The following is a 23301-nucleotide window of genomic DNA, read 5'->3' as shown; positions in this document are numbered from 1 at the left end:
GCATGAACACCACACGCACACTCATCCGCATCACCGCCGCCGCGTCCGCCGTCGCAATCGGCGTCGCGCTCACCGGGTGCCAGGGCACCCGCTCGGAAGAGACCTCCGAATCCGCGAAGACGTCGGTGTCGTCGAGCGTGCGCGACGACCTCAGCCCGATGCAGGCTCGGCAGATGGAGGAGCTGTACCGGCTTCCCGCGTCGACGGTCGACGACGACCTGAGCCCGAACGGGTCGAACAGCTCGAATGGGACGACCGCGACGCCGAAGGCCCCGGCCGACGGCTCCGTACCGGTCTCCACCGTCGACGACGACCTCAGCCCGCTCGGCTCACGCTGACTCCGCGGTCCCGCGGCGGGGACAGCTTGCGCCGGCCCCGCCGCGGTGCATCCGTGCGCGAATGAGCAGACGCGAATCCGCTCCGACCCCTTGTCCGCACGGCCCACGTTGTGGTCGCATCTGATCTCATGACCCGACACACCCACTCCGCCCCCGAACCCACCCCGCGCTGGTGCTCCTGCGCCGTCCCCGACGAGGAGGTCGCGCCCGCGGCATCCGGTGTCAGTCGACGCAATGTGCTCATCGGCGCGTCGGCCGCCAGCGTGCTGGCCGCAGCCGGTTGGCCGGCCGCCGCGCACGCCGCGCCGCGCGACGGCAACGTGAAGATCACCATCATGGGCACCTCCGACCTGCACAGCAACGCCGTCAACTGGGACTACTACAAGGACGCGACGTACAGCGACAGTGCGGGGAACGCGATCGGCCTGGCGCGCGTGTCGAGCGTCGTGAACCAGATCCGCGCCGACCGGGGCCGCGAGCACACGCTGCTGTTCGACGCCGGCGACACCATCCAGGGCTCGCCGCTCGGTTTCTACTACGCCCTCGTCGACCCCGTGACCGAGTCGGGCGCGGTGCACCCGATCGCCGCCCAGATGAATGCGATCGGCTACGACGCGGTCGCGCTCGGCAACCACGAGTTCAACTACGGCCTCGACTTCCTCGAGTACTGGATCGGCCAGATGGACGCCGACGTGCTCGCCGCGAACGCGGTGCACGCGGGCACGAAGGTGCCCGCCTACACGCCGTACACGATCAAGACCATGAAGGTGAAGGGACGGCCGCCGGTCCGCGTCGGCGTCCTCGGCCTCACGAACCCAGGCGTCGTGATCTGGGACAAGGCGAACGTGGGCGGGAAGATCGAGGTGCAGGGCCTCGTCGAGGCGGCCGCGCGCTGGGTGCCCGTGATGAAGCGGGCCGGCGCCGACATCGTCGTCGTCAGCGCGCATTCCGGCGACAGCGGCACGTCGTCGTACGGCGACGACCTCCCCGTCGAGAACGCCGCGGCGCTCGTGGCCGAACAGGTGCCCGACATCGACGTGATCCTCTTCGGCCACGCCCACCGCGACGTCCCGGAACGTTTCGTCACGAACGCGCAGACGGGCCGCCGCGTCATCATGAGCGAACCGAAGAACTGGGGCCAGCGCGTCAGCGTCTTCGACCTCGAGCTCGAGTTCGCGCGCGGCAGGTGGAGCGTCGCCGAGGCCGCGGCGCTCACGGTCAACACGAACACCGTGGTCGACGACCCGGCGCTCGTGTCGGTCATCCGGGCCCAGCACGACGCGGTCGTCACGTACGTCAACACCCCGGTGGCCACCTCCACCGAGGCACTGTCGGCGGCCGAGGCCTGCTGGAAGGACACCGCGATCCTCGACTACGTCAACGCGGTGCAGACCGCGACCGTCGCGGCGGCCGTGGCAGGCTCGCCCGAGGCATCCCTGCCGATCGTCTCGATCGCGGCGCCGTTCAACCGGGCGGCGACGTTCCCGGCCGGCGAGGTGACGATCAAGGATGTCGCGGGGCTGTACATCTACGACAACACCCTCCTCGCATCGGTGCTGACGGGCGCGCAGATCAGGGACTACTTGGAGTACTCGGCCAAGTACTTCACCCAGGTGGCGGCCGGCGCCCCGGTCGACCCCGCATCGTGGACGAACTCCGGCGGCACGCCGGACTACAACTACGACCAGTTCTCGGGCGTCGACTACGACGTCGACATCTCGCAGCCCGTGGGCACCCGTATCGCGAACCTGTCGTACGGCGGCGCGCCCGTGGCACCCGACCAGCAGTTCCTCGTCGCGGTCAACAACTACCGGCAGTCGGGCGGCGGCGGGTTCCCGCATATCGCCACCGCGCCGGTCGTGTACAACGCGCAGGTCGCCATCCGCGAGGCCATCGTGTCGTACGCGTCGGAGGCGGGCGTGATCGACCCGGCCGACTTCCACGTCGAGAACTGGCGGCTCACGCGCGGCGGCACGCCGGTCTTCTGAGCCTCGAGCGACCGCGGTGCGGTGGGACCGGCTCCGACCGGTCCCACTGCACCCGGGGCGCGGCGGGCTCAGCCCTTGCCGCCCTTGCCCTTCCCGGTGCCGCCCTTCACCACGATGGTCGCGGCGTTGGCGTTGTTGCCCGTGTCCGGGTCGGGCGTGGCGCTCGTCACGTCCGCGTCGTTCTGGATCGTCCCGACACTTCCGTTGGCCTGCGCCTCGATGACGAACTGCACGGTCGCGCCGGCCGGCACCGTGTCGGCGGTGCAGGTCACCTCGTGGACTGCCGAGTCGTAGGTGCACTGCGGGGACACGTACTGCACCACGAGCTTCTTCGCGGTCAGGGGCAGGTCGTCGGTCACGACGATGTCCTGGGCATCGGACGGACCGCCCGTGCCGCAGTTCGGCGACGGCGTCGACTGGGCGTCCTGCTCGCAGCCGGTGTCGTTGTGCACGGTGAGCGTGAAGACGATCACCGGCGCCGGGTTGCCCGACCGCATCTCGGCGGTCTTGTCGAGCCACAGGTCCGCTGCGGTGTCGACCTCGGTCGTCTCCGTCGCCTCGTTGTCCGAGGCGTCAGGATCCGGCGTGTCGGAGGTCACCGTCGCGGTGTTCGACAGGACCGCATCGGGCGGCAGCGACGGATCGACCGTGACGGTCACGTACACCGTCGCGCTCTCGCCCGGGGCGAGGTCGCCGAGATCGCAGACGACCGTGCCGACCTGCACGAGCGCGCAGACCGTCGTGCCGTTCCCGTCGACGCCCTCGATGAACGTGGTCCCGTCCGGGAGCTCGTCGGTGAGGAGCACCGCGGTCGCGGTGGACGGGCCGTCGTTCGACACGGTGATCGTGTAGGTGAGGTCGTCACCCGCGAGGACCGGATCCGGCGAGTCGGTCTTGGTGACCGAGAGGTCGGCCGATGCTGAGACATCCGTCACCACCGTGTCGAGGTTGTCCGACAGATCGTTGTCGAACGTCGCGCTGCCGACCCGCGCATCATCGTGCAGTTCGCCCGTGAAGGCCGGCAGGATGCGCACGACGACCGTCATGGTCCGAGTCGCCCCCGGCGCGAGGTTGCCGAACGAGCACTCGCTCGGCCGTGCGGCATCGCCGGGCACGCCCGCGTTGCACGAGGCGCCGCCCGACGCCGACACCGAGACGATCTCCACGCCGCTGGAGACGGAATCCGTCAGCACGACGCCGGAGGCGGTCGAGGGCCCGTGGTTCACGATCGCGAGGGTGTAGGTGATCTCGGTCCCCGCGATCGCGGTCGGCGGTCCGGTCTTGTCGACGGAGAGGTCGGCGACGGCCATCACGCTGATGGACTCCTGCGCCTCGTTGTTCGACTGGTCCGGATCCGGAGTCGGTGAGGTCACCCGGACGACGTCGTTGATGTCGACGTCCTCCGTTGCGGAGACCTCCACCGTGATCGTCGCCCTGCCGCCGGCCGACGGCGAGGCTGCAGCGAGGTCGCCGAGCTGGCAGGTCACCACTCCGCCGCCCACACCGCAGGATCCCTGGCTCGGGGTGATCGTCCCGAACGAGAAGTCGCCGTCGCTCAGGTTCGTGTCGGTGACGACGATGTCGCGCGCCGACGACGGACCCAGGTTGTCGACGAAGATCGTGCAGGTGCCCGTCTCGCCCGCGGGGAGCTCGTCGTCGGGCTTGCAGACCTTCGTGACGGCGAGGTCGCTGCGCTCCTGCACGAACGTGTACTCCGTGGAGGAGTTGTTCGTCAGGTCGTCGTCGACGCTCGCGCCGGACACGGTCACGACGTTCTCGATGCGGAGCGTGCCGTCGTCCTCGTCCACGACCGTGTCGGAGTGCACGCGTGTCTTGACGACGATCTCGCGCGACTCCCCGGCCGGGATGTCGCCGACGGCACACGTGAGCCGGTGCTCGACGGCGTCGTACGTGCAGTCGCCGTCGTCGGACAGGTAGTCGAGGTCGTCCGGCAGTTCGTCGACGACCACGACGCCGGCCGAGTCATCCGGACCGTCGTTCGTCACGGTGATCGTGTAGAACAGTTCCTCGCCGGCGATGACCGGGTCGGGGGAGTCGGACTTGTCGACGCGCAGGTCCGCGATCGGGATGAGGTCGGAGATGCCCTCGACGAGCCAGCTGCCGCGGCCCATCGTGCCGACGAGCAGTACGTCGTCGCCGGCGTCGAACGTCAGGTCGAACGAGACCACGTTCGGCAGCCCGGCTCCGAGCTCGGCCCAGACGCCGAGGTTCTGGGTCTGGCTCATGAAGACACCGGTGTCGGTTCCGGCGAAGAGGGCGAGCACGTTCGTGCCGGGGACCGGGACGATCTCGAGCGACCGGATCGTCGCACCCGGTGCGACCGTGCCGAGGTTGCCCGTGACGTCGGCGAAGGTGCCGCCGGCATCCGTGGTGCGCATCACCTGGGTCGCGGTCGAGACGAAGGCGTCGGCCCAGTTCTCGGGGTTCAGGACGATGTCGGTCGTCGTTCCGGAGGTCCACCCCGGCAGCGCCGCGGGTGTCCCCGCTCCGCTGCTGCGTAGGAACAGCTGGCCCACCGTGTCGCCGTACCAGAGGACACCGGCATTGTCGGCGCCGCCGGCGCGGCCGCCGTAGGCGATCGCGCGCGTCGTGAGCGTCGGGTTGTTGGCCGGTCCGCCGAGGGAGTTGACGACGATCGTCAGTTCATCGAGCGCATCGAGCGATTCGTAGACCCGGTTCGACGTCACGATGAATCGACTCGGATCGATGTCGTTCATGACGAGCGGGGTGTAGAGCGGCAACGTCGAATTGCCTGCCGCGTTCGTCTCGAACTGCTGCAGCGTCTGCCCGCCCTGGCCCGCGACCACGAAGTCCGGTGCGGAGTTCACGCAGAGGTTCGCCGCAGTGCATCCGCGCCGCAGGAACGAGCCCGCGCCGAGGTTGTTCGAACTGCTGTACCGGACCGAGGCGACGCCCGAATCGTCGACCGCGACGAATCCGCCGTCGCCCGCGCTCAGCGTCTCCCAGCTCGTCGAACCCGACGAGGACTGCTCGGGCGCGCCCGTGTCCTGGTCGCCGCAGAGGATGATGTCGCCGACGTTGTCGTAGTCGCACGAGTGGTGCTCGGCGATCTGCAGGTCGCCGTTCAGTGACTCCCAGTCGCCGTTGCCGGTCGAGGGGTCGGTCTGGCGGTAGATGCCGCCGTCGTCGGTCTCGAGGATGTCGCCGTTGGCGTCGAACACCATCTCGCGCGAGTCGGCGTGCGGCGCACTGTCGCCGTCGGTGGTGCCGCTGTGCGTCAGGGGCACGCACTGGCTTCCGGCGGCGAGTCCCGCGTCGCACCGGAAGAGACGGCCGCTGAAGTCGTCGGCACCGATCGAGTTCGGGAAGCTCCCGGCGTTCGGTCCGGCGTCGAGGGGTTGCCGGTCACCGCCGAGGTAGACGACGTCGGGATCGGTCGCGTCGGCGAGGATCGAGAAGTGGACGCCGCCCTGCCCGCCCGGCTTCTCGCGCGGCTGCAGGCCCACGATCACGCCGCCCTCGTTGGTCGTCGGCGTGTCGAGCTGGGTCCAGTTCGCGCCCTGGTCGGGTGAACGCCACAGGCCGTTCAGCTGGCCGCCGTTCACGACGCCCGCGTAGACGATGTTGTCGCTCCCGTCGGCGTGCACCGCGAGTTCGAGGTTGTTCGTCGTCGCGTTGTTGATGCCGGTCACCTGGTTGGTGACGTTCGTCCACGTCGAGCCGGTGTTCGTGCTGCGGAAGATGCCCTGCTGCGAGCCGGCGTAGAGCACGGTCGGGTCGGACGGGTCGCCGACGAGGTCGAAGACGCCGATGTTCGGCAGGCCGCTCGTGCCGTTGCCGGAGAGGCGCGTGAAGTTCGCGCCCCCGTCGGTGCTGCGGAAGATCCCGCCCTGACCGGCGCCGAACACGTTGCTGTTCGCGTTGGACGCCACGACGATGGTCGCGCCTCGTGGCGCGACGCCCGAGATGCTCTCGCCCGCGAGCTGTGCGGCGCCGAGCGGAGTCCAGGTCGTCCCGGCGTCCGACGTGCGGAGCAGCCCGTTCAGCGGTCCGGAGGTGCGACCGAAGGAACTCACGCGGGCGATGCCCGCGAGGAGGACGGTATCGCTCGCGACCGTCGGGTCGAGTTCGAGCGCGCCGATCGAGAGGCTGGACTGCTGATCCGTCAGCGGCGTCCAGTGCGGCGACGCCGACGTGGCGTTGTTCGTGCGCCACACCCCGCCGTTGACGGTGCCGATCCAGGCGATGCTCGGATCGTCGGGGTGTGCGACCACCGTGTGCACGGCGCCGGCGACCTCGTTGTCTGGAGTCACCGACTCGACCTGCCCGCCGGTGATCGGGCTCGGGCCCTGCGCGACGTAGTCGGCGTCGATCGTCGCCGCGCCCGCGCCGGCGCCCGGCGCGAGGATCTGCGTACTGAGGAAGACGGCCGCTGCGAGTGCAGCCAGGAACCCCTTCTTCGATGAATCTGCGGTCTGTTCGGCGACGCGCTCGGTCATCACAACCCCCTCGGTGCGTCCCGGGGCACCCCCATGTCCCGTGGTGGACGCACTCGACGGCGCCGAGTATGGCCCTGCCCGGAAGCGGCGTCCACCCTCGCTCGGACGATCGGCTGTCCCCAGTTCGGGGGTTGTTTCACTCGTTCGGCGCGCCGCGCTCGAGCACGTCGAACTGCACCTTCGACCGCTCCTGCCCGGCGAGCGTCTGGCGCTCCAGCACGCCGCCGAGCGTGTACGTCGCCTCGCGCTCCCAATCGTCGCAGGCGCCCGCGCCGTTGCCCGGCTCGTGGCACGTCACGAGGGCGCCGTCCTCGGCCAGCGGCAGCACTTCATCGACGTCGGCGGCGATGAGCACCCCGCGCTCCGGGTCGGCGAGGTAGCCCGCGAGCACGCACGGCGTCGCCTCGGCGCCCGGCGGCGGGCACTGCGCGAGGAAGAACACCTTGCCGACGACCTCCACCCGTTCGCCGAGCCAGGCGTCGGGGTCGGCGACCAGGTCGTCGACGGATGCCTCGACCGCGACGTCCTGTGTCGGTGAGGCGGATGGCTCCATGCTCGGGCTGCCCGTTCCCGGCCCGGCTCGACCGGACGACGCGCACGCCGTGAGGGCGAGGAGGACCCCGGCGGCGACGGCGATGCCGCCGCGCCGCCGTGCTGCGCCGCTGCCGGTCCGGGCCGCGCCACCGACGCCTGCGACCGGGGCGCCGTGCGACGAGACGCCCACAGGTCCATGATGCGCGCGGTCCTGTGAGCGGTCAACGGTCCCGCCGTCGCTAGGCTGATCCGCATGGCCCGCGATTCCGGCGACGATGACGAGGCCCTCCGCTGGGAGGGCGATGACGACGCGACGCTCGCACCCGGGTGGAAGCGCGTCGGCGAGCCGGCGGCGGTCCCCGCCGCGAACGGGGCCGACGACGAGGTCGCGGATGCCGCGGCATCCGCTCGCACGGACGGTGACGACGCGGTCGCGACCGACGCTGCCGCCGACGCCGGCCCGCAGATCGGCTCCGCCGAGCTCGTGCTGCTCGGCGTCTTCGGCGGGGCATTCCTCCTCTACACGTTCGGCTGGATCCTGACCGCGCTGCGGGTGACGAACACCGCGACCGACCCGGTCGGCCAGTTCATGTTCGCGCTCGGGTTGTGGCTCGCCGTGCTCGCGCCGGCGCTGTGGTTCGGCGTGACGTTCGCGCTCACGCGGGGGCGGGTGCCGCTCCGGTTCACGTGGCTCGCGATCGGGGCGGTCGCGCTGCTGCCGGTGCCGTTCGTGGCGGGGGTGACGGCATGAGCGCCGAGGAGACGCGGGGCGCCGGCGACGCGACGGATGACGCCACCGCAGCCGCCCCCGAAGCGGCGCCGGCCCGCCGCACCCCGTTCTGGCTCGAGCTCACGCTCGCGATCGTGTTCGGCCTGTTCTTCGCGTACGACGCCTGGGAGGCCGTGGGCAACCTCGTCGGCATGGCGAGCGTCGCGTCGGCGCTCGGCACGACCGTGACCGCGACCGGATGGGTCGTGCTCATCGTCGCCGTACTGCTCCCGGTGGCGCTGTTCGCGATCGCGTTCCTCATCGGCCGGCGCCGGAGCGCCGTGCTGCAGGGGGCGCTGTACCTCGCGGGGCTCGCAGTCTCGGCGGCGCTGTACCTCGACATCCTGCTCATGTTCGGGCCCGGCGCGCTGCTCGCCTGAGCAGGCGCGCCGGCCGCGACCGCTCGTCTGCGCGCGTCACACGATTCGGGCGGCGCGACGCCCCTGAAGTAGGCTGGCCGCGTCATCCGCGCCCCGACGACGCCGGCGCGACGTTCCGCGGTGCGCGCACCGCATCTCCAACCGCAGTGAGGATCCGTCCGTGTCCAAGCCGGTCGTGCTGATCGCCGAAGAACTCTCGCCCGCCACCGTCGACGCCCTCGGGCCCGACTTCGAGGTCCGCAACGTCGACGGCACCGACCGCCCGGCGCTCCTCGCCGCGCTCGCCGATGCGAACGCGATCCTCGTCCGCTCGGCGACGAAGGTCGACGCCGAGGCGATCGCCGCGGCGCCGAAGCTGCAGGTCATCGCCCGTGCCGGTGTCGGACTCGACAACGTCGACATCAAGTCGGCGACGACCGCGGGCGTCATGGTCGTGAACGCCCCGACCTCGAACATCATCTCGGCCGCCGAGCTCACGGTCGGGCACATCCTGAGCCTCGCCCGGCACATCCCCGCCGCGCACTCGGCGCTCGCCGAGGGGCAGTGGAAGCGTTCGGCCTACACCGGCACCGAGCTCTACGAGAAGACGGTCGGCATCATCGGCCTCGGCCGCATCGGCGCGCTCATCACCGCCCGCCTCCAGGCGTTCGGCGTCGAGGTCATCGCGTACGACCCCTACATCACGGCCGCGCGCGCCCAGCAGCTCGGCGTGCAGACCGTGTCGCTCGACGAGCTCCTCGAGCGCAGCGACTTCATCACGATCCACATGCCGAAGACCCCCGAGACCACCGGGATGATCGCGGCCGAGCAGCTGGCCAAGATGAAGCCGACCGCGTACATCGTCAACGTCGCGCGCGGCGGCCTCATCGACGAGGACGCGCTGCACGACGCCCTCGTCGCGAAGACGATCGCGGGCGCCGGCCTCGACGTCTTCGTGCAGGAGCCGCCGAAGGAGTCGCCGCTCCTCGCGCTGCCGAACGTGGTCGTGACGCCGCACCTCGGCGCGTCGACCGACGAGGCCCAGGAGAAGGCCGGCATCTCGGTCGCGAAGTCGGTGCGCCTGGCGCTCGCCGGCGAGCTCGTGCCCGACGCGGTGAACGTCGCGGGCGGCGTCATCGACCCGTACGTGCGCCCCGGCATCCCGCTCGTGGAGAAGCTCGGCCAGCTCTTCGCCGGGCTCGCGCAGGGTCCGCTCGAGAGCCTCGATGTCGAGGTGCACGGCGAGCTCGTCGACTACGACGTGAGCGTGCTGAAGCTCGCCGCCCTCAAGGGCGTGTTCACCAACGTCGTCAGCGAGTCGGTGTCGTACGTCAACGCACCGCTCCTCGCCGAGCAGCGCGGCATCGCCGTGCGCCTCATCGCCGACGCCGAGAGCCCCGAGTACCGCAACGTCATCACGCTGCGCGGCGCCCTCGCCGACGGCACGCAGGTCTCGGTCTCGGGCACGCTGACCGGCACCAAGCAGACCGAGAAGCTCGTCGGCATCAACGGCTACGACGTCGAGGTGCCGATCGCCGACCACCACATCGTCATGCTCTACACCGACCGCCCCGGCATCGTCGCGGTCTACGGCAGCGAGTTCGGGGAGGCCGGCATCAACATCGCCGGCATGCAGATCGCGCGCCGCGAGGCGGGCGGCCAGGCGCTCTCGGTGCTGACCGTCGACTCGCCGGTGCCGTCCGACGTGCTCGAGCGCGTGGGCGAGGCGATCGCCGCCGACGTGCTCGTCGAGGTCGACATCACCGAGTCCTAGTCCGAGACGGATGCCGCGGGGCGGCGGGTCGCACGTGCGGCCCGCCGCCCTTCGGCGTCTCGGTTCGGTTCGCGGCGACTCCCGTGAAATGGTGGCCTCGGGCGCCGTTTGGCGGGAGTGGCCGGACCGAGCGCGGGGCGGGCGGCACGCAGCGCGCCGCGTGCAGCATGCGAGACCGGCGTGAGTCCCGTGAAATTGCTGGCCCGGGCGCCGTTTCGCGGGAGTCGCCGAATGCTCGGGCGCCCCGTCTGGCGAGTACTTGGAGGGCGCGGGCGGCGCGCGGCGGGCAGCGCGCAGCGCGCACGCGGCCTACGTGAGTCCCGTGAAATGGCGGACCTAGGCGCCACTTGGCGGGAGTCGTCGGATGGCGCCGGGATCACGCGGGCGTCAGTGCTCCGGCCGGACCACCGGACCGTGGGCGAGCCGCTCGAGGAACGAGACCAACGCGTCCATGTCGGCGCCGTGCGGCGCGTCGACGCCGATCTCGGGGTCGACACCGTGGAGGGCCGAGTCGTAGTACAGGCCGTCGCCGATGAGCGTGACCGCGAGGGCGACGGTCGGGTCGGGCACATGGCGGCGGATGGCGCGCAGCCACCGGTCGCGCACGTCGCGGATCATCACCACCGCGGGTGCACTGCCGGCCTGCGCGAGCCGGGCGGCGGCGACGCCGGCGCGCTCGAGCGGGGAGTCCTGCGAGACGGAGCTGCGGACGTAGTACGCGATCGCGCCTTCGGGCGCGCGCTCGAGCACGGCGATGTCGTCGTCGATGAGCCGTGAGAAGCGCTCGAGCACGCCCTCGACGAGCGCGTCGCGGCTCGCGAAGTGGTAGAGCAGCCCGCCCTTCGACACGCCCGCGGCGCGCGCAGTGGCGTCGAGCGTGGCCGCGCGCACGCCGCCGTCGATGAGCAGTCGCTCGAAGGCGTCGAGGACGGCGTCGCGGGCGGCGGGGGGTCGGCTCATGGCTCCGATGGTAGCGAGGGGAACGGTCGGCGGCATCTGATACTCTACCGTCCAGCCGGTATAGTAATAGGACTCCGACATGACGAACGACACGAACACCAGCGCGATCGACACGACCCGCCGCGGCGGCACCGCCGAGGCCCGCGCGACGACGGATGCCGCGGCATCCGCTCTGCGCCCCGACCCCGGTCGGTCGCAGCCGCGCGGTCGTCGCGCGGCGACCCGTCGCTGGGTCGCGCTCGCGGTGCTCATGCTGCCGGTGCTGCTCGTCGCGGTCGACAACACGGTGCTGAGCTTCGCACTGCCCGAGATCGCGCGCGACCTCGGCCCGACGGCGGCCCAGCAGCTCTGGATCATCGACGCCTACCCGCTGGTGCTCGCGGCGCTCCTCGTCGCGATGGGCAGCGCGGGCGACCGGTTCGGCCGCCGCCGGATGCTGCTGATCGGCTCGATCGGCTTCGCCGTCGTCTCGATCGGCGCGGCGTTCGCCCCGACCTCCGAGGCGCTCATCGCGGCGCGTGCCGCGCTCGGCTTCTTCGGCGCCATGCTCATGCCCTCCACGCTGTCGCTGCTCCGCTCGGTCTTCACCGAGCGCGAGGAGCGGCGCCTCGCGATCGCGATCTGGGCGTCGGGCTTCGCCGCCGGCGCCGCGCTCGGCCCGATCGTCGGCGGCCTGCTGCTCGAGCATTTCGCGTGGGGCTCGGTCTTCCTCCTCGCCGTCCCCGTGCTCGTGCCGCTCGTGGTGCTGCTGCCGATCCTCATCCCCGAGAGCCGCGACCCCGCGCCCGGCCGCATCGACGTGCCCAGCATCCTGCTCTCGTTCGGCGCCATGGGTGCGACCGTCTTCGGGATCAAGCACCTCGCGACCGCGGGCGTCGACGCCGTCGCGCTCGGCGCGATCGTCGGCGGGCTCGCGCTCGGCGGGTGGTTCGTCCGCCGGCAGCTGCGTGCAGCGACGCCGATGCTCGACATGCGGCTGTTCCGCGTCGGCGCGTTCGGCGGCGGCGTGGTCGTGAACCTCCTCAGCGTCATCGCGCTCGTCGGGTTCCTCTTCTTCGTCTCGCAGCACCTGCAGCTCGTCGCCGGGCTCTCGCCGGTGCAGGCCGGGCTCGCGCTCGCACCAGGCCTCGTGATGATGATCGCCGCCGGCCTCTCCGTGGTGCCGCTCGCCCGGCGCATCCGCCCGCGCGTGCTCGTGCCGTCAGCGCTCGCGGTCTCGGCCGCCGGTTACCTGGTGGTCGCGCTCACGGCGGGGGAGCAGGGCATCGCGGGCGTCGTGGTCGCGTTCGTCCTGCTGGGGCTCGGGATCGGCATGGCCGAGACGGTGTCGAACGAGCTCATCCTCTCGGCGGCGCCGCCCGCGAAGGCGGGCGCGGCCTCGGCGGTGTCCGAGACGGCGTACGAGCTCGGTGCGGTGCTCGGCACGGCGCTCCTCGGCAGCATCCTCGCGGCCTGGTACCGCGCGTCGCTCGAGCTGCCCGCAGGCCTGACGGCGTCGCAGGCGGATGCCGCGCGGGAGACGCTCGCGGGCGCGGTCACGGTGGCCGAGTCGCTGCAGCCCGCGGCATCCGCCGACCTGCTCGCCTCGGCGGCGCACGCCTTCGACGGCGGCGTGGTGGTGACCTCGTTCATCGGCGTGCTGCTCATGGTCGGCGCGGGCGTCGTCGCAGCGCTCACCCTGCACGACGCGAGGGGCGCAGACGACGCGAAGGGCGCCGCCTCGGAGTGAGGCGGCGCCCTTCGGGCGGATGGCCCGGCCCGGCGGGCGGGATCCGGGTCAGATCGTGGTGGTGTCGTCCGGACGCGTCGTCTCGGCGCGCGTGACGCGCTCGCCCGTCGCGGGGTCGACCGCGGTGCGCTGCGTGGAGACCGAGCTCCGACGCCGGGCGAGGAGGATGATGCCGAGGATGATCACGACGGCGCCGGCCGCCATGAGGATGTAGCCGACCATCTGCAGGTTGATCCAGTCCACCGCGAGGTTCAATGCGAACGCGAGGACGGCGCCGATGGCGAAGAGGACGATTCCGAGGCCGAGACTCATTTGGGGTGCCTGCTTTCACTCGGGCGGCCGCGGGGGCCGCGGGGCAGGGGCGGGATGCCGCCCCGATGCCGCCGAGTGTAGTGATCGCCGCTCACGGCGGACAGTACGCTGGGAGGGCTGGCGTACGAAGGAGTGTTCATGGTAACGACGGTCAGGCTCGCGGTCATCCCGGGCGACGGCATCGGTCCCGAGGTGGTGGGCGAGGCGCTGAAGTCGCTCGAGGCCGCCACGGCCGGCACCGACGTGGCGTTCGAGCAGACGCATTTCTCGCTCGGCGCCGCCCGTTACCTCGAGACCGGCGACACCCTGACCGACGACGACCTCGAGGCCATCAAGGGCCACGACGCGATCCTCCTCGGCGCCGTCGGCGGCGTGCCGGGCGACCCGCGCCTCGCCGGCGCGAACATCGAGCGCGGCCTGCTGCTGAAGCTCCGGTTCGAGCTCGACCACTACGTCAACCTCCGGCCGTCGGTGCTGTACCAGGGCGTGACCAGCCCGCTGGCGAACCCGGGCGACGTCGACTTCGTGGTCGTCCGCGAAGGCACCGAGGGCCCGTACGTCGGCAACGGCGGCGCGATCCGCGTGGGCACGCCGGCAGAGGTCGCGAACGAGGTCTCGGTGAACACCGCCTACGGCATCGAGCGGGTCGTGCGCTACGCGTTCGCCGCGGCATCCGCTCGCCCGAAGCGGAAGCTGACGCTGGTGCACAAGACGAACGTGCTCGTCTTCGCCGGCTCCCTCTGGAAGCGGCTCGTCGACGCCGTCGCCGCCGAGTACCCGGATGTCACGGTCGACTACCTGCACGTCGATGCCGCGACGATCTTCCTCGTCACGGATCCTGCTAGATTCGACGTCATCGTCACGGACAACCTCTTCGGCGACATCCTCACCGATCTGGCCGGCGCGATCAGCGGCGGCATCGGACTCGCGGCCTCGGGCAACATCAACCCCGACCGCACGTTCCCGAGCATGTTCGAGCCGGTGCACGGTTCGGCTCCCGACATCGCCGGGAAGGGTCTCGCCGACCCGACCGCAGCCATCCTCTCGGTGGCGCTCCTGCTCGACCACCTCGGTCACGGGGCCGCAGCCGACCGGGTGCGCGACGCGGTCGCCGCCGACGTCGCCGACCGCGGCGACGCCCGGCGCTCGACCTCCGAGATCGGCGACGCCATCGCCGCACGCATCGGCGCCACCGTCGGCGCCCACTGACTCGCACCACTTCCCGAAGGAGGATCCCTTGACCACGTCGAACCTCACCCTGAAGGCCCCGTCGCCCGCCGGCCTCATCTGGCAGGTCACGAAGAACGAGACCGCGAAGTCGGCCGAGGAGCGCGAGGCCGTCCTCGCCGACCCCGGCTTCGGCAACCACTTCACCGACCACATGGTCGACATCTGCTGGTCCGAGAAGGGCGGATGGCACCGGCCCCGCGTCTCCCCGTACGGCCCCATCCAGCTCGACCCGGCCGCCGCGGTGCTGCACTACGCGCAGGAGATCTTCGAGGGGCTGAAGGCGTACCGCTACGCCGACGGCTCCATCCGCACCTTCCGTCCGTACGAGAACGCCGCTCGCCTGCAGCGTTCGGCGAGGCGGATGGCGCTGCCCGAGCTGCCCGTCGAGATCTTCATCGACTCGCTCAAGCAGCTCATCGCGGTCGACGCCGACTGGGTGCCGAGCGCACCCGAGACGAGCCTCTACCTGCGCCCGTTCATGTTCGCCAAGGAGGCGTTCCTCGGCGTCCGCCCGGCGAAGAAGGTCAACTACTACCTCATCGCGAGCCCCGCGGGAGCCTACTTCCCCGGTGGCGTGCAGCCGGTGAACATCTGGCTGTCGACGCAGTACGCGCGCGCGGGCAAGGGCGGAACCGGTGCGGCGAAGACGGGCGGCAACTACGCGTCGAGCCTGCTGCCCCAGGCCGAGGCCTACGAGAAGGGCTGCCAGCAGGTGCTCTTCCTCGACGAGGGGAAGTACCTCGAGGAGCTCGGCGGCATGAACGTCGTCCTCGTGAAGAAGGACGGCACGCTCCTCACGCCCGAGTCCGACTCGATCCTCGAGGGCATCACGCGCGACTCGATCCTGCGTCTCGCCGCCGACCGCGGCCACCAGATCGAGCAGCGCCCGATCACGCTCGACGAGTGGCGCGAGGGCGCGGCATCCGGTGACATCGTCGGCGCGTTCGCGTGCGGCACGGCCGCCGTCGTGGTGCCGATCGGGCGCCTGCTCGGCGAGGACTTCGAGATCGTGCACTCCGGCCCGCAGGCCGAGGAGCTCGCACTGTCGCTCCGCGAGGAGCTCACCGGCATCCAGTACGGGCGTGTCGAGGACCGCCACGGCTGGATGGTGCGACTCGACGCGTGAGCCTGGCGAATCGAGCGGATGCCGCGGGCGCGACGTCCGTGCGCATCCGCTCGTTCGACGTCGCCGACACCGAGCCCGTCGTCGCGCTCTGGCGCGCGGCGGGCCTCCTCGTGCCGTGGAACGACCCGTATCGCGACATCGAGCGGAAGCTGACGGTGCAGCCCGAGCTGTTCCTCGTCGCGGTCGCCGACGCCGGTGACGATGAGGCGGTCGTCGGCACGGCGATGGTCGGCTACGAGGGCCATCGGGGCTGGCTCAACTACCTCGCGGTCGACGCGGCGCATCGCGGCGGCGGGCTCGGCGCGCGGCTCATGGCCGAGGCCGAGCGGCTGCTCCTCGAGCGCGGGTGCCCCAAGCTCAACCTGCAGGTGCGCTCGACGAACACGGCCGTGATCGACTGGTACCGCCGGCTCGGGTACGAGCTCGACGGCGCGGTCGGTCTCGGCAAGCGGTTGATCCCCGACGGGCCTCGGCCCGATCGCAACGAGCCGCTGGGCGGACTCGGGTCGGTCGCCGACGCCGCGGCGGCCCGGCCGGCGGGCGACGCAGCGGAATAGGCTGGGCGCATGAAGATCGCGCGCTTCTCCCATGGTGAGACCATCTCGTTCGGCATCGTCGACGAGGAGGAGCACGAGCTCGTCGTGTTGAAGGCCGACCCGATGTTCGCCGGCTACGAGCCGACGGGGGAGCGCGTCGCGCTCGCCGACGCGAAGCTGCTCGCACCCGTGATCCCGCGGTCGAAGGTCGTCGCCGTCGGCAAGAACTACCGCGATCACGCGGAGGAGATGGGCGGCGAGGCGCCGGCCGAACCGCTGCTGTTCCTGAAACCCAACACCTCGGTGATCGGCCCCGGCGACGCCATCGTGCTGCCGCCCGAGAGCGCGCAGGTCGAGTTCGAGGGCGAGCTCGCGGTGGTCATCGGGCGCGTCGCGCGCCGCGTGAGCGAGGCGGACGCGGCATCCGTGGTCTTCGGCTACACGATCGCGAACGACGTGACGGCACGCGACCTGCAGCGCCGCGACGGACAGTGGACGCGGGCGAAGGGCTTCGACACCTTCTGCCCGCTGGGCCCCCTCATCGAGACCGACGTCGACCTCGCCGCCGGCGAGCTCACGACGAGCGTCAACGGCACGCGGCACCAGCACGGGCGGTTCGCCGACATGGTGCACTCGGTCGCGAAGATCGTGTCGTACGCGTCCGACGTCTTCACGCTGCTGCCGGGCGACGTGATCCTGACCGGCACGCCCGCCGGGGTCGGGCCGATCGTCGACGGCGACTCGGTCGAGGTGTCGGTCTCGGGGCTCGGCTCGCTCGTGAACCCGGTGCGCGAGGCGCCCGGCCGCTGATGGCGGGCGGTGCGGGCGAAGTCCGCGACCTGCGCGACCGCGCCGACATCGCGAGACTCGTCCGGGAGTTCTACGCGCGGGCCTTCGCCGACCCGATCATCGGTCCGATCTTCACCGACGTCGCGCGGATGGATCTCGAGCACCACCTGCCGATCATGTGCGACTTCTGGGAGACGGTCGTGTTCCAGGCCGGCACCTATCACCGCAACGCGCTCACGTTGCACGAGGCGCTGAATCGCCGGGCGCCGCTCGGCGAGGCGGAGTTCGGGCGCTGGCTCGACCTCTGGACGGCCACGGTCGACGACCTGTTCGCCGGGGAGTCCGCCGAACGAGCCAAGGTCCAGGCGCGGCGCATCGCGTCGTCGATGCAGCGGCGACTCGCGGGCGGATCGGGCAGCGCGTTCGAGACGATCGGCACGCGCGACCGGCTCGCGGCAGCGGGGGAGATCGACGACGTGGGCGAGGCGCCCGCGCGCTGATCGGGGAGGCTCGGTCAGCGGCGCACGGGATGGCGCAGGTGCAGCACCCGCTCGCCCCGGATCACCACGTCCGGATCCTCGAGGAGGTGCGGCGCGTCGACCGAGCCGAAGAACCGCCGGCCCGACCCGAGCACGACGGGTGCGACATCCATGCGCACCTCGTCGACCAGGCCGGCGGCGAGCGCCTGGCCGCCGACGTCGCCCGCGGCGACCTCGACGGTGCGGTCGCCCGCGAGCTCCTGCGCCGTGGCGACCGCGGCCTCGATCCCGTCGACGAAGTGGAACGGCGCGGCCGGGTCCCACCCATCGGGCGGCGGCCGGTGCGTGACGACGACCACGTGGTCGACGCCGCTCGGTGGCGTCCCGTCCCAGCCGTCGGTCAGGTCGAAGACGCGGCGGCCGCAGATCGTCACCCCGATCTCGCTCCAGTACGCGCGGACGTACTCGTGGGACGCCTGGGACACCTTCAGCACGCCGCTCTCGTCCAACGGGACGTCGCCGCCTGTCAGCCAGTCGAAGAGGGGTCCGGGCTGGTCGTTCTCGTCGGCGATGAAGCCGTCGACCGACACCGTGGCGTACATGACCACCTTGCCCATGAGGTGCTCCTTGCTCGAGATGCCCTCACGGTAGCGCGCGGAGTGCCGTCGCCGTCGGACGAATCGGTCAGCCCGAGGTCAGCGCCACCCAGGTCAGTGCCGCCCGGTCCGCACGGCGGTCGCCGCGCGCTCGACGTCCTCCTCGTCGTTCCACACGTGGAACGCGACGCGGGCGCGCCCGGCGCGCCCCGATGCGACGAGTCCGGCCGCGGTGAGTGCGGCGAGGTCGTCGCCGTCGGGGTCGGGCCACGTGACGATCGCGCTGGCGGATGCCCCGAGCCCGAGCCGCGCCCGGAATCCGTTCGCGAGCCCGAGGTCGTGTGCGAGCACGGCGGAGGGGTCGAGTCCGGCCGCGAGCTCGAGCGCCGCCTCGGCGCCGACCCAGGCGTGCCACGCGGGGGAGACGTCGAAGCGCCGCGCGCCGGCGGCCAAGTACAGCTCGGGGCCGTAGCACGAGGCCCACGGGTCCTCGCCCGAGTACCAGCCCGCCGTGAGCGGCGTGATCTCGTCGAGCGCACGGTCGCTCGTCGACATGAAGGCCGCGCCGCGCGGCGCCGAGAGCCACTTGTACGCGTGGCAGACGACGAGGTCGGCACCGAGATCGGTGGTGGGGAGCCATCCGGTCGCCTGCGTCGTGTCGACGAGCGTGAGCGCACCCGCCGAGCGGGCTGCCGCGATGACGGATGCCGCGTCGGCGACCTCGCCCGTCGCGGACTGCACGAGCGAGAACGCGACGAGCCACGTGCTCGGGCGCACCTCGTCGGCGAGGTGCGCGAGCGGCACGTGGCGCACGCGCAGGTCGCCACGGGCGAGGAACGGTGCCACGACCGAGCTGAAGTCGCCGTCGACGCAGAGCACCTCGGCGCCCGCCGGGGCCGACGCGGCGACGAGGCCCGTGAACACCGAGACCTGCGAGCCGACGGCGACGCGATCGGCGGACGTGCCGAGGAGCGTCGCGGCGTGGCCGCGTGCCCGCTCGACGACGCCCGTGTACTCGGCGGCGGAGGCGCGGCCGTCGCGCCAGCGCTCGAGGTCGCGGGCGACCGCGGCGACGGTTGGCGCGGCGGGGATGCCGAGCGTGCACGCGGCGAGGTAGCCGCGGCCGGCGGTGAAGCGCGGGTCGGGGAGGGTCGTCGCGGTCGAGGCGAGGGTGGTCGCGATCATGCCTCCAGCCTGAGCGGTGAGATTCGATCCGTCGAGAGCAGGTGTGCGATCATCCGCATAAGTCAGGCTTATGATCTGGACATGGATGCCTCGCCCGCCGAAACCACGGGCCTCGCCGATCTCGACGCCACCAGCCTGCTCGTGCTCCGCGAGATCGCCGAGCGCGGGTCGATCACCGCGGCCGCGAGCGCCCTGGGCTACAGCCAGCCGGCGCTCAGTCAGCAGGTGCGACGGGCCGAGGCGCGCGCAGGCGTCGCACTCGTGGAGCGGACCGGCCGAGGCATCCGTCTCACCCCTGCCGGCCGCGTGCTCGCGCGGCACGGCGGCGCGGTCGCGACCGCGCTCGAGGCGGCCCGCGGCGAGCTCGCCGAACTGCGAGGGCTCCGCTCGGGTCGCGTGCGGCTCATGGCGTTCCCGTCGGCGTCGCCGACGATCGTGCCCGCGATGATGGCGGAGATGGCCCGCCGGCACCCGGGTGTGCGGGTCGGCTTCGTCGAGGCCGAGCCGCCCGAGGCGGTCGCCGCCGTGCGCGAGGACCGCGCCGACCTCGCCCTCACCTTCAGCTACCCGGGCGACCGCACCGATCCGCACCGCGAGAGCGCGCGTGGGCTCGAGGTGACGACGATCGGCAGCGACCCGATGCACGTGGTGCTGCCAGACACGCACGTGCTGGCCGGAGGCGACACCGTCGACCTGGCGGGCCTCGCGGGGGAGTCGTGGATCGCCGGCTGCCCGCGCTGCCGCGGCCACCTCCTCGAGCTGTGCGATACGGCCGGGTTCTCGCCGCGCATCGCCGTCGAGACCGACAACTTCGTCGCGGTCGAGGAGCTCGTCGCGAGCGGGCTCGGCGTCGCCGTGCTGCCCGCGCTCGCGATCGAGTCGGCGGGCACGCGCGCCGGGGTCGCGGTGCGCGGCACAACGAACGGCGACCGGCGGACCCTGCACCTCGTCACCGCGCGGGGCGGGCGGGGCGTGCCGGCCGTGGCGGTGGCCGCCGAGGCGCTCGCGCGCCACATCGCAGGCCGCGGCGGCACCCCCGCCGATGCGGGCTCGGGCCGTACCATTGAGGGCGATGTCTGACACGACCCACCCCACGACGACCGCCACCGGATCCGACATCCGCGTGCGGTTCTGCCCCTCGCCCACCGGTACCCCGCACGTCGGCCTCGTGCGCACGGCCCTCTTCAACTGGGCGTACGCGCGCCACACCGGCGGCACCTTCGTCTTCCGCATCGAGGACACCGACGCCGCCCGCGACAGCGAGGAGAGCTATGCGATGATCATCGACGCGCTCAGCTGGCTCGGCCTGCAGTGGGACGAGGGCATCGACGTCGGCGGCCCGCACGGTCCGTACCGGCAGTCGCAGCGCGGCGAGATCTACACCGACGTCATCGAGCGGCTGAAGGCCGCCGGGCACGTCTACGAGAGCTACTCGACCGCCGACGAGATCGACGCACGCAACGAGGCATCCGGTCGGCCCAAGCAGTTCGGCTACGACAACTTCGACCGCGACCTCACCGACGAGCAGCGCGCCGCGTTCCGCGCCGAGGGCCGCCAGCCGGCGCTGCGCCTGCGCGTGCCCGACGCCGACCTCGGCTTCGACGACCTCGTGCGCGGCCGCATCGACTTCGCGGCCGGCTCGACGACCGACTTCGTCGTCGTGCGTCCGAACGGTGCCCCGCTCTACACGCTCGTCAACCCGGTCGACGACGCACTCATGGGCATCACGCACGTGCTGCGCGGCGAGGACCTGCTCTCGTCGACGCCGCGTCAGATCGCGCTCTACCACGCGCTCATCGAGATCGGCGTGACGAGCTTCGTGCCCCGCTTCGGCCACCTGCCCTACGTGATGGGCGAGGGCAACAAGAAGCTCTCCAAGCGCGACCCCGAGTCGAACCTCTTCCACCACCGCGACCGCGGCTTCATCCCCGAGGGCCTCGTCAACTACCTGGCGCTCCTCGGCTGGGGCTTCTCGGCCGACCGCGACGTGTTCAGCCGCGACGAACTCATCGAGGCCTTCGACGTCGAGAACGTCAACCCGAACCCGGCCCGCTTCGACCAGAAGAAGGCCGACGCGATCAACGGCGACCACATCCGCCTGCTCGAACTCGGCGACTTCACCTCGCGCACCGTGCCCTACCTGCAGGCGGCCGGCGTCGTCTCGACGCCGATCACGCCAGGCGAGGAGGCCCTGCTCGTCGAGGCCGCCCCGCTCGTGCAGGAGCGCATCACCGTGCTCGGCGAGGTGCCTGGCCTCCTCGGCTTCCTCTTCACGGATGCCGCCTCCCTCGAGTTCGACGAGGCCGCCGTCGGGTCGCTGCCCGCCGACGCGCCCGCCGTGCTCGCCGCCGCCCGCGAGGCGCTCGAGCGCATCCCCGGCGAGGCATGGACGCACACCGAGATCGAGGAGGCCCTCCGCTCCGCGATCATCGACGGCCTCGGCCTCAAGCCCCGCGTCGCGTTCGGCCCGATCCGCGTCGCGGTCTCCGGCCGACGTGTCTCCCCGCCGCTCTTCGAGTCCATGCAGATCCTCGGTCGCGTCGGCTCGCTCGACCGCCTCGACCGCCTCGCAGCGCTGGTCGGCTGACCCCGACGGATGCCGCGGCCGCGCTGCGTTCATCGCTGCCGCGGCATCCGCCCACGAGGCCCCCCTCGATTTGGACCGCACCCCGCGATCGGCTACAGTTACATGTCGGCCCGGAACTCCGGTTCAGGGCCATTGGGGTATGGTGTAATTGGCAACACGGCTGATTCTGGTTCAGTTGTTCTTGGTTCGAGTCCAGGTACCCCAGCAGTGAGAAACCCCCGTTCAGCGGGGGTTTTCTTATTTCTAGCGACAAGCGATGGCGATGTCCGTTCCCGCTAGTCTCGCAGCTTCGGGGGAGTCCATTCTGGCTTCTGGCCCGGAATTCCGGGGATCTTCGCGCGTTCGAGGTCGTGGAGCCTGGGACGACGTGATCCTTGACGGATTGTTCTTGGTTCGAGTCCTCCCAGACAACGGCAGTCTTCATCGGGCTTCGCGCCGCACCCAGGAATTGCGACTCGTCGTCTCTCCACTGACCCCGACCAGCGCGTTGATGCCATCCATTGAAATCGAGGGCTCAGCCCGCATCCGGCGGTGGTCTGCTGTGGGAGTCCCGCATTCCCAAGGTCGAAGGAGACCTCGATGCCACTCGCTTCAACGCTTCTCCCGGTCGCGCTCGCGATCGTCATGTTCGGACTCGGCCTGACCCTCACCCTCGCCGACTTCACGCGCGTCGTCCGATTCCCGAAGGCGGTGTTCGTCGCGCTCGCGTGCCAGATCATCGTCCTGCCGCTGCTGACGTTCGGCATCGTCGCCCTGTCCGGACTGCCTCCGCTGCTGGCCATCGGCATGATGCTCATCGTGTCCGCACCTGGCGGCGCCATCGCGAACGTGCTCAGCCACGTCTTCGGCGGCGACGTCGCGCTGAACATCAGCCTGACCGCCGTCAACTCGGTGACGGCGATCTTCACGATCCCGCTGATCGTCAACCTGTCGATCGCCTACTTCGACCCCTCCGGCGGACAGATCGGACTCCAGTTCCAGAAGACGCTCGAGGTGACGGTCATGGTGCTCGGGCCCGTCGCACTGGGGATGCTCATCCGCCGCTTCGCGACGCGCTTCGCGCTCGCCATGGACAAGCCGGTTCGGATCGTCTCGATGGTCATCCTTGCCGCCGTGATCACCCTCACCGTCATCGGGAACCTCGCGGTGCTCGCGGCGAACCTCGGGCCGCTCCTGCTGCTCGCGCTCCTCATCTGCGTGATGAGCCTGCTGGTCGGGTTCTTCGTGCCGCGGCTGTTCCGCGTGAGCCCGCCGCAGTCCCTCGCGAGCTCGCTCGAGATCGGGCTCCACAACGCGACCATCGCGCTCGTCATCGGCCAGGTGGTGCTGGCGAACCCGGTCATCGCGGTGCCGGCGGCCGTCTACGGGCCGGTGTCGATCGTCCTCGGCCTCGTCGCGGCGATCGTCTTCCGTTCGGTCATCCGGCGGACGGCGGGCAATGCGGCGCCGCAGGCCGAGCCGGCTCCCGCGCCGCAGGCGGAGCCGGAGCCGGACGTCACCATCGAGGCCTGATCCCGACGACCCGGACG

The 23301-nt window shown here is 71.4% G+C and carries 20 protein-coding genes and 1 tRNA gene; 15 read left to right on the top strand and 6 right to left on the bottom strand.

Annotated elements, in window-relative coordinates; genetic code table 11:
* Window positions 1-2 precede the first annotated feature (2 nt).
* A complete protein-coding gene (locus tag ACQ393_RS04225) occupies window positions 3-338 on the top strand; it encodes a hypothetical protein (RefSeq protein WP_430645571.1) in 336 nt (111 codons plus the stop codon).
* 128 nt (window positions 339-466) lie between these two features.
* Window positions 467-2326 carry a bifunctional metallophosphatase/5'-nucleotidase gene (locus tag ACQ393_RS04220; protein WP_430645570.1) on the top strand — a complete coding sequence of 620 codons (1860 nt, stop codon included), beginning with the start codon at window positions 467-469 and terminating at the stop codon, window positions 2324-2326.
* Window positions 2327-2394: 68 nt separating this feature from the next.
* Here ACQ393_RS04220 and ACQ393_RS04215 read toward each other — a convergent pair whose 3' ends face one another.
* Together ACQ393_RS04215 and ACQ393_RS04210 are read right to left on the bottom strand one after the other, a co-directional pair.
* Window positions 2395-6807: a hypothetical protein gene (locus ACQ393_RS04215; RefSeq protein ID WP_430645569.1), complete on the bottom strand. Its 4413-nt coding sequence runs from the start codon at window positions 6805-6807 to the stop codon at window positions 2395-2397.
* 136 nt (window positions 6808-6943) lie between these two features.
* The gene (locus ACQ393_RS04210) at window positions 6944-7531 is read right to left on the bottom strand and encodes a hypothetical protein (RefSeq protein ID WP_430645568.1); all 588 of its coding nucleotides are present in this window, start codon (window positions 7529-7531) and stop codon (window positions 6944-6946) included.
* 63 nt (window positions 7532-7594) lie between these two features.
* On the opposite strand from ACQ393_RS04210, the gene ACQ393_RS04205 reads away from it, so the two are divergent.
* The 3 genes from ACQ393_RS04205 (at window position 7595) to serA (ending at window position 10243) form a co-directional block, all read left to right on the top strand.
* The gene (locus ACQ393_RS04205) at window positions 7595-8092 is read left to right on the top strand and encodes a DNA polymerase III subunit gamma/tau (RefSeq protein ID WP_430645567.1); all 498 of its coding nucleotides are present in this window, start codon (window positions 7595-7597) and stop codon (window positions 8090-8092) included.
* Entirely contained in the window at window positions 8089-8490 is a 402-nt protein-coding gene (locus ACQ393_RS04200) for a hypothetical protein (protein ID WP_430645566.1), read from the top strand. Before ACQ393_RS04205 ends, ACQ393_RS04200 begins: the two co-directional genes overlap by 4 nt.
* A 160-nt stretch (window positions 8491-8650) precedes the next feature.
* The gene (gene serA / locus ACQ393_RS04195; RefSeq protein ID WP_430645565.1) at window positions 8651-10243 is read left to right on the top strand and encodes a phosphoglycerate dehydrogenase; all 1593 of its coding nucleotides are present in this window, start codon (window positions 8651-8653) and stop codon (window positions 10241-10243) included.
* A 387-nt stretch (window positions 10244-10630) separates the two neighbouring features.
* Here the strand turns inward: serA and ACQ393_RS04190 are convergent, their stop codons facing one another.
* Window positions 10631-11203, bottom strand: coding sequence for a TetR/AcrR family transcriptional regulator (locus ACQ393_RS04190; protein WP_430645564.1), 573 nt, complete (start codon window positions 11201-11203; stop codon window positions 10631-10633).
* A gap of 79 nt (window positions 11204-11282) precedes the next feature.
* Here ACQ393_RS04190 and ACQ393_RS04185 point away from each other — a divergent pair, with 79 nt between their 5' ends.
* Window positions 11283-12932 (top strand): MFS transporter, encoded by a 1650-nt coding sequence (locus tag ACQ393_RS04185; protein WP_430645563.1) that lies wholly within the window; start codon window positions 11283-11285, stop codon window positions 12930-12932.
* A gap of 48 nt (window positions 12933-12980) precedes the next feature.
* Here the strand turns inward: ACQ393_RS04185 and ACQ393_RS04180 are convergent, their stop codons facing one another.
* Window positions 12981-13244 (bottom strand): DUF6458 family protein, encoded by a 264-nt coding sequence (locus tag ACQ393_RS04180; RefSeq protein WP_430645562.1) that lies wholly within the window; start codon window positions 13242-13244, stop codon window positions 12981-12983.
* Window positions 13245-13382: 138 nt separating this feature from the next.
* On the opposite strand from ACQ393_RS04180, the gene ACQ393_RS04175 reads away from it, so the two are divergent.
* Genes ACQ393_RS04175 through ACQ393_RS04155 form a run of 5 tightly spaced genes read left to right on the top strand, consistent with a single transcriptional unit; the run spans window position 13383 to window position 17425 of the window.
* Window positions 13383-14453: a 3-isopropylmalate dehydrogenase gene (locus tag ACQ393_RS04175; protein WP_430645561.1), complete on the top strand. Its 1071-nt coding sequence runs from the start codon at window positions 13383-13385 to the stop codon at window positions 14451-14453.
* 28 nt (window positions 14454-14481) lie between these two features.
* On the top strand, window positions 14482-15600 hold the full coding sequence (locus tag ACQ393_RS04170) for a branched-chain amino acid aminotransferase (protein ID WP_430645560.1): 1119 nt from the start codon (window positions 14482-14484) through the stop codon (window positions 15598-15600).
* Entirely contained in the window at window positions 15597-16157 is a 561-nt protein-coding gene (locus tag ACQ393_RS04165; protein ID WP_430645559.1) for a GNAT family acetyltransferase, read from the top strand. The genes ACQ393_RS04170 and ACQ393_RS04165 overlap by 4 nt, the downstream gene beginning before the upstream one ends.
* 9 nt (window positions 16158-16166) lie before the next feature.
* Window positions 16167-16946, top strand: coding sequence for a fumarylacetoacetate hydrolase family protein (locus ACQ393_RS04160; protein WP_430645558.1), 780 nt, complete (start codon window positions 16167-16169; stop codon window positions 16944-16946).
* The gene (locus ACQ393_RS04155; RefSeq protein WP_430645557.1) at window positions 16946-17425 is read left to right on the top strand and encodes a group III truncated hemoglobin; all 480 of its coding nucleotides are present in this window, start codon (window positions 16946-16948) and stop codon (window positions 17423-17425) included. The genes ACQ393_RS04160 and ACQ393_RS04155 overlap by 1 nt, the downstream gene beginning before the upstream one ends.
* A gap of 14 nt (window positions 17426-17439) precedes the next feature.
* Here ACQ393_RS04155 and ACQ393_RS04150 read toward each other — a convergent pair whose 3' ends face one another.
* Both ACQ393_RS04150 and ACQ393_RS04145 read right to left on the bottom strand, forming a co-directional pair.
* Entirely contained in the window at window positions 17440-18021 is a 582-nt protein-coding gene (locus ACQ393_RS04150) for a dihydrofolate reductase family protein (RefSeq protein ID WP_430645556.1), read from the bottom strand.
* A 93-nt stretch (window positions 18022-18114) separates the two neighbouring features.
* Window positions 18115-19185 carry an aminotransferase class V-fold PLP-dependent enzyme gene (locus ACQ393_RS04145; RefSeq protein ID WP_430645555.1) on the bottom strand — a complete coding sequence of 357 codons (1071 nt, stop codon included), beginning with the start codon at window positions 19183-19185 and terminating at the stop codon, window positions 18115-18117.
* An 81-nt stretch (window positions 19186-19266) separates the two neighbouring features.
* On the opposite strand from ACQ393_RS04145, the gene ACQ393_RS04140 reads away from it, so the two are divergent.
* The 4 genes from ACQ393_RS04140 to ACQ393_RS04125 all read left to right on the top strand — a co-directional run bounded on the left by ACQ393_RS04140 (window position 19267) and on the right by ACQ393_RS04125 (window position 23284).
* Entirely contained in the window at window positions 19267-20265 is a 999-nt protein-coding gene (locus ACQ393_RS04140; RefSeq protein ID WP_430645554.1) for a LysR family transcriptional regulator, read from the top strand.
* Window positions 20258-21772, top strand: a complete 1515-nt coding sequence (gltX, locus tag ACQ393_RS04135) for a glutamate--tRNA ligase (protein ID WP_430645553.1) — start codon at window positions 20258-20260, stop codon at window positions 21770-21772. The genes ACQ393_RS04140 and gltX overlap by 8 nt, the downstream gene beginning before the upstream one ends.
* A 133-nt stretch (window positions 21773-21905) precedes the next feature.
* Window positions 21906-21977 (top strand) — tRNA-Gln (locus ACQ393_RS04130).
* 374 nt (window positions 21978-22351) lie between these two features.
* On the top strand, window positions 22352-23284 hold the full coding sequence (locus ACQ393_RS04125) for a bile acid:sodium symporter family protein (RefSeq protein WP_430645552.1): 933 nt from the start codon (window positions 22352-22354) through the stop codon (window positions 23282-23284).
* Window positions 23285-23301: the final 17 nt, after the last annotated feature.

This window comes from Agromyces sp. GXS1127 (assembly GCF_050565425.1).
Classification (GTDB): Bacteria; Actinomycetota; Actinomycetes; order Actinomycetales; family Microbacteriaceae; genus Agromyces.
Note: the sequence above shows the minus strand (reverse complement) of the source record. Positions and strands in the feature narration are given on the sequence as shown.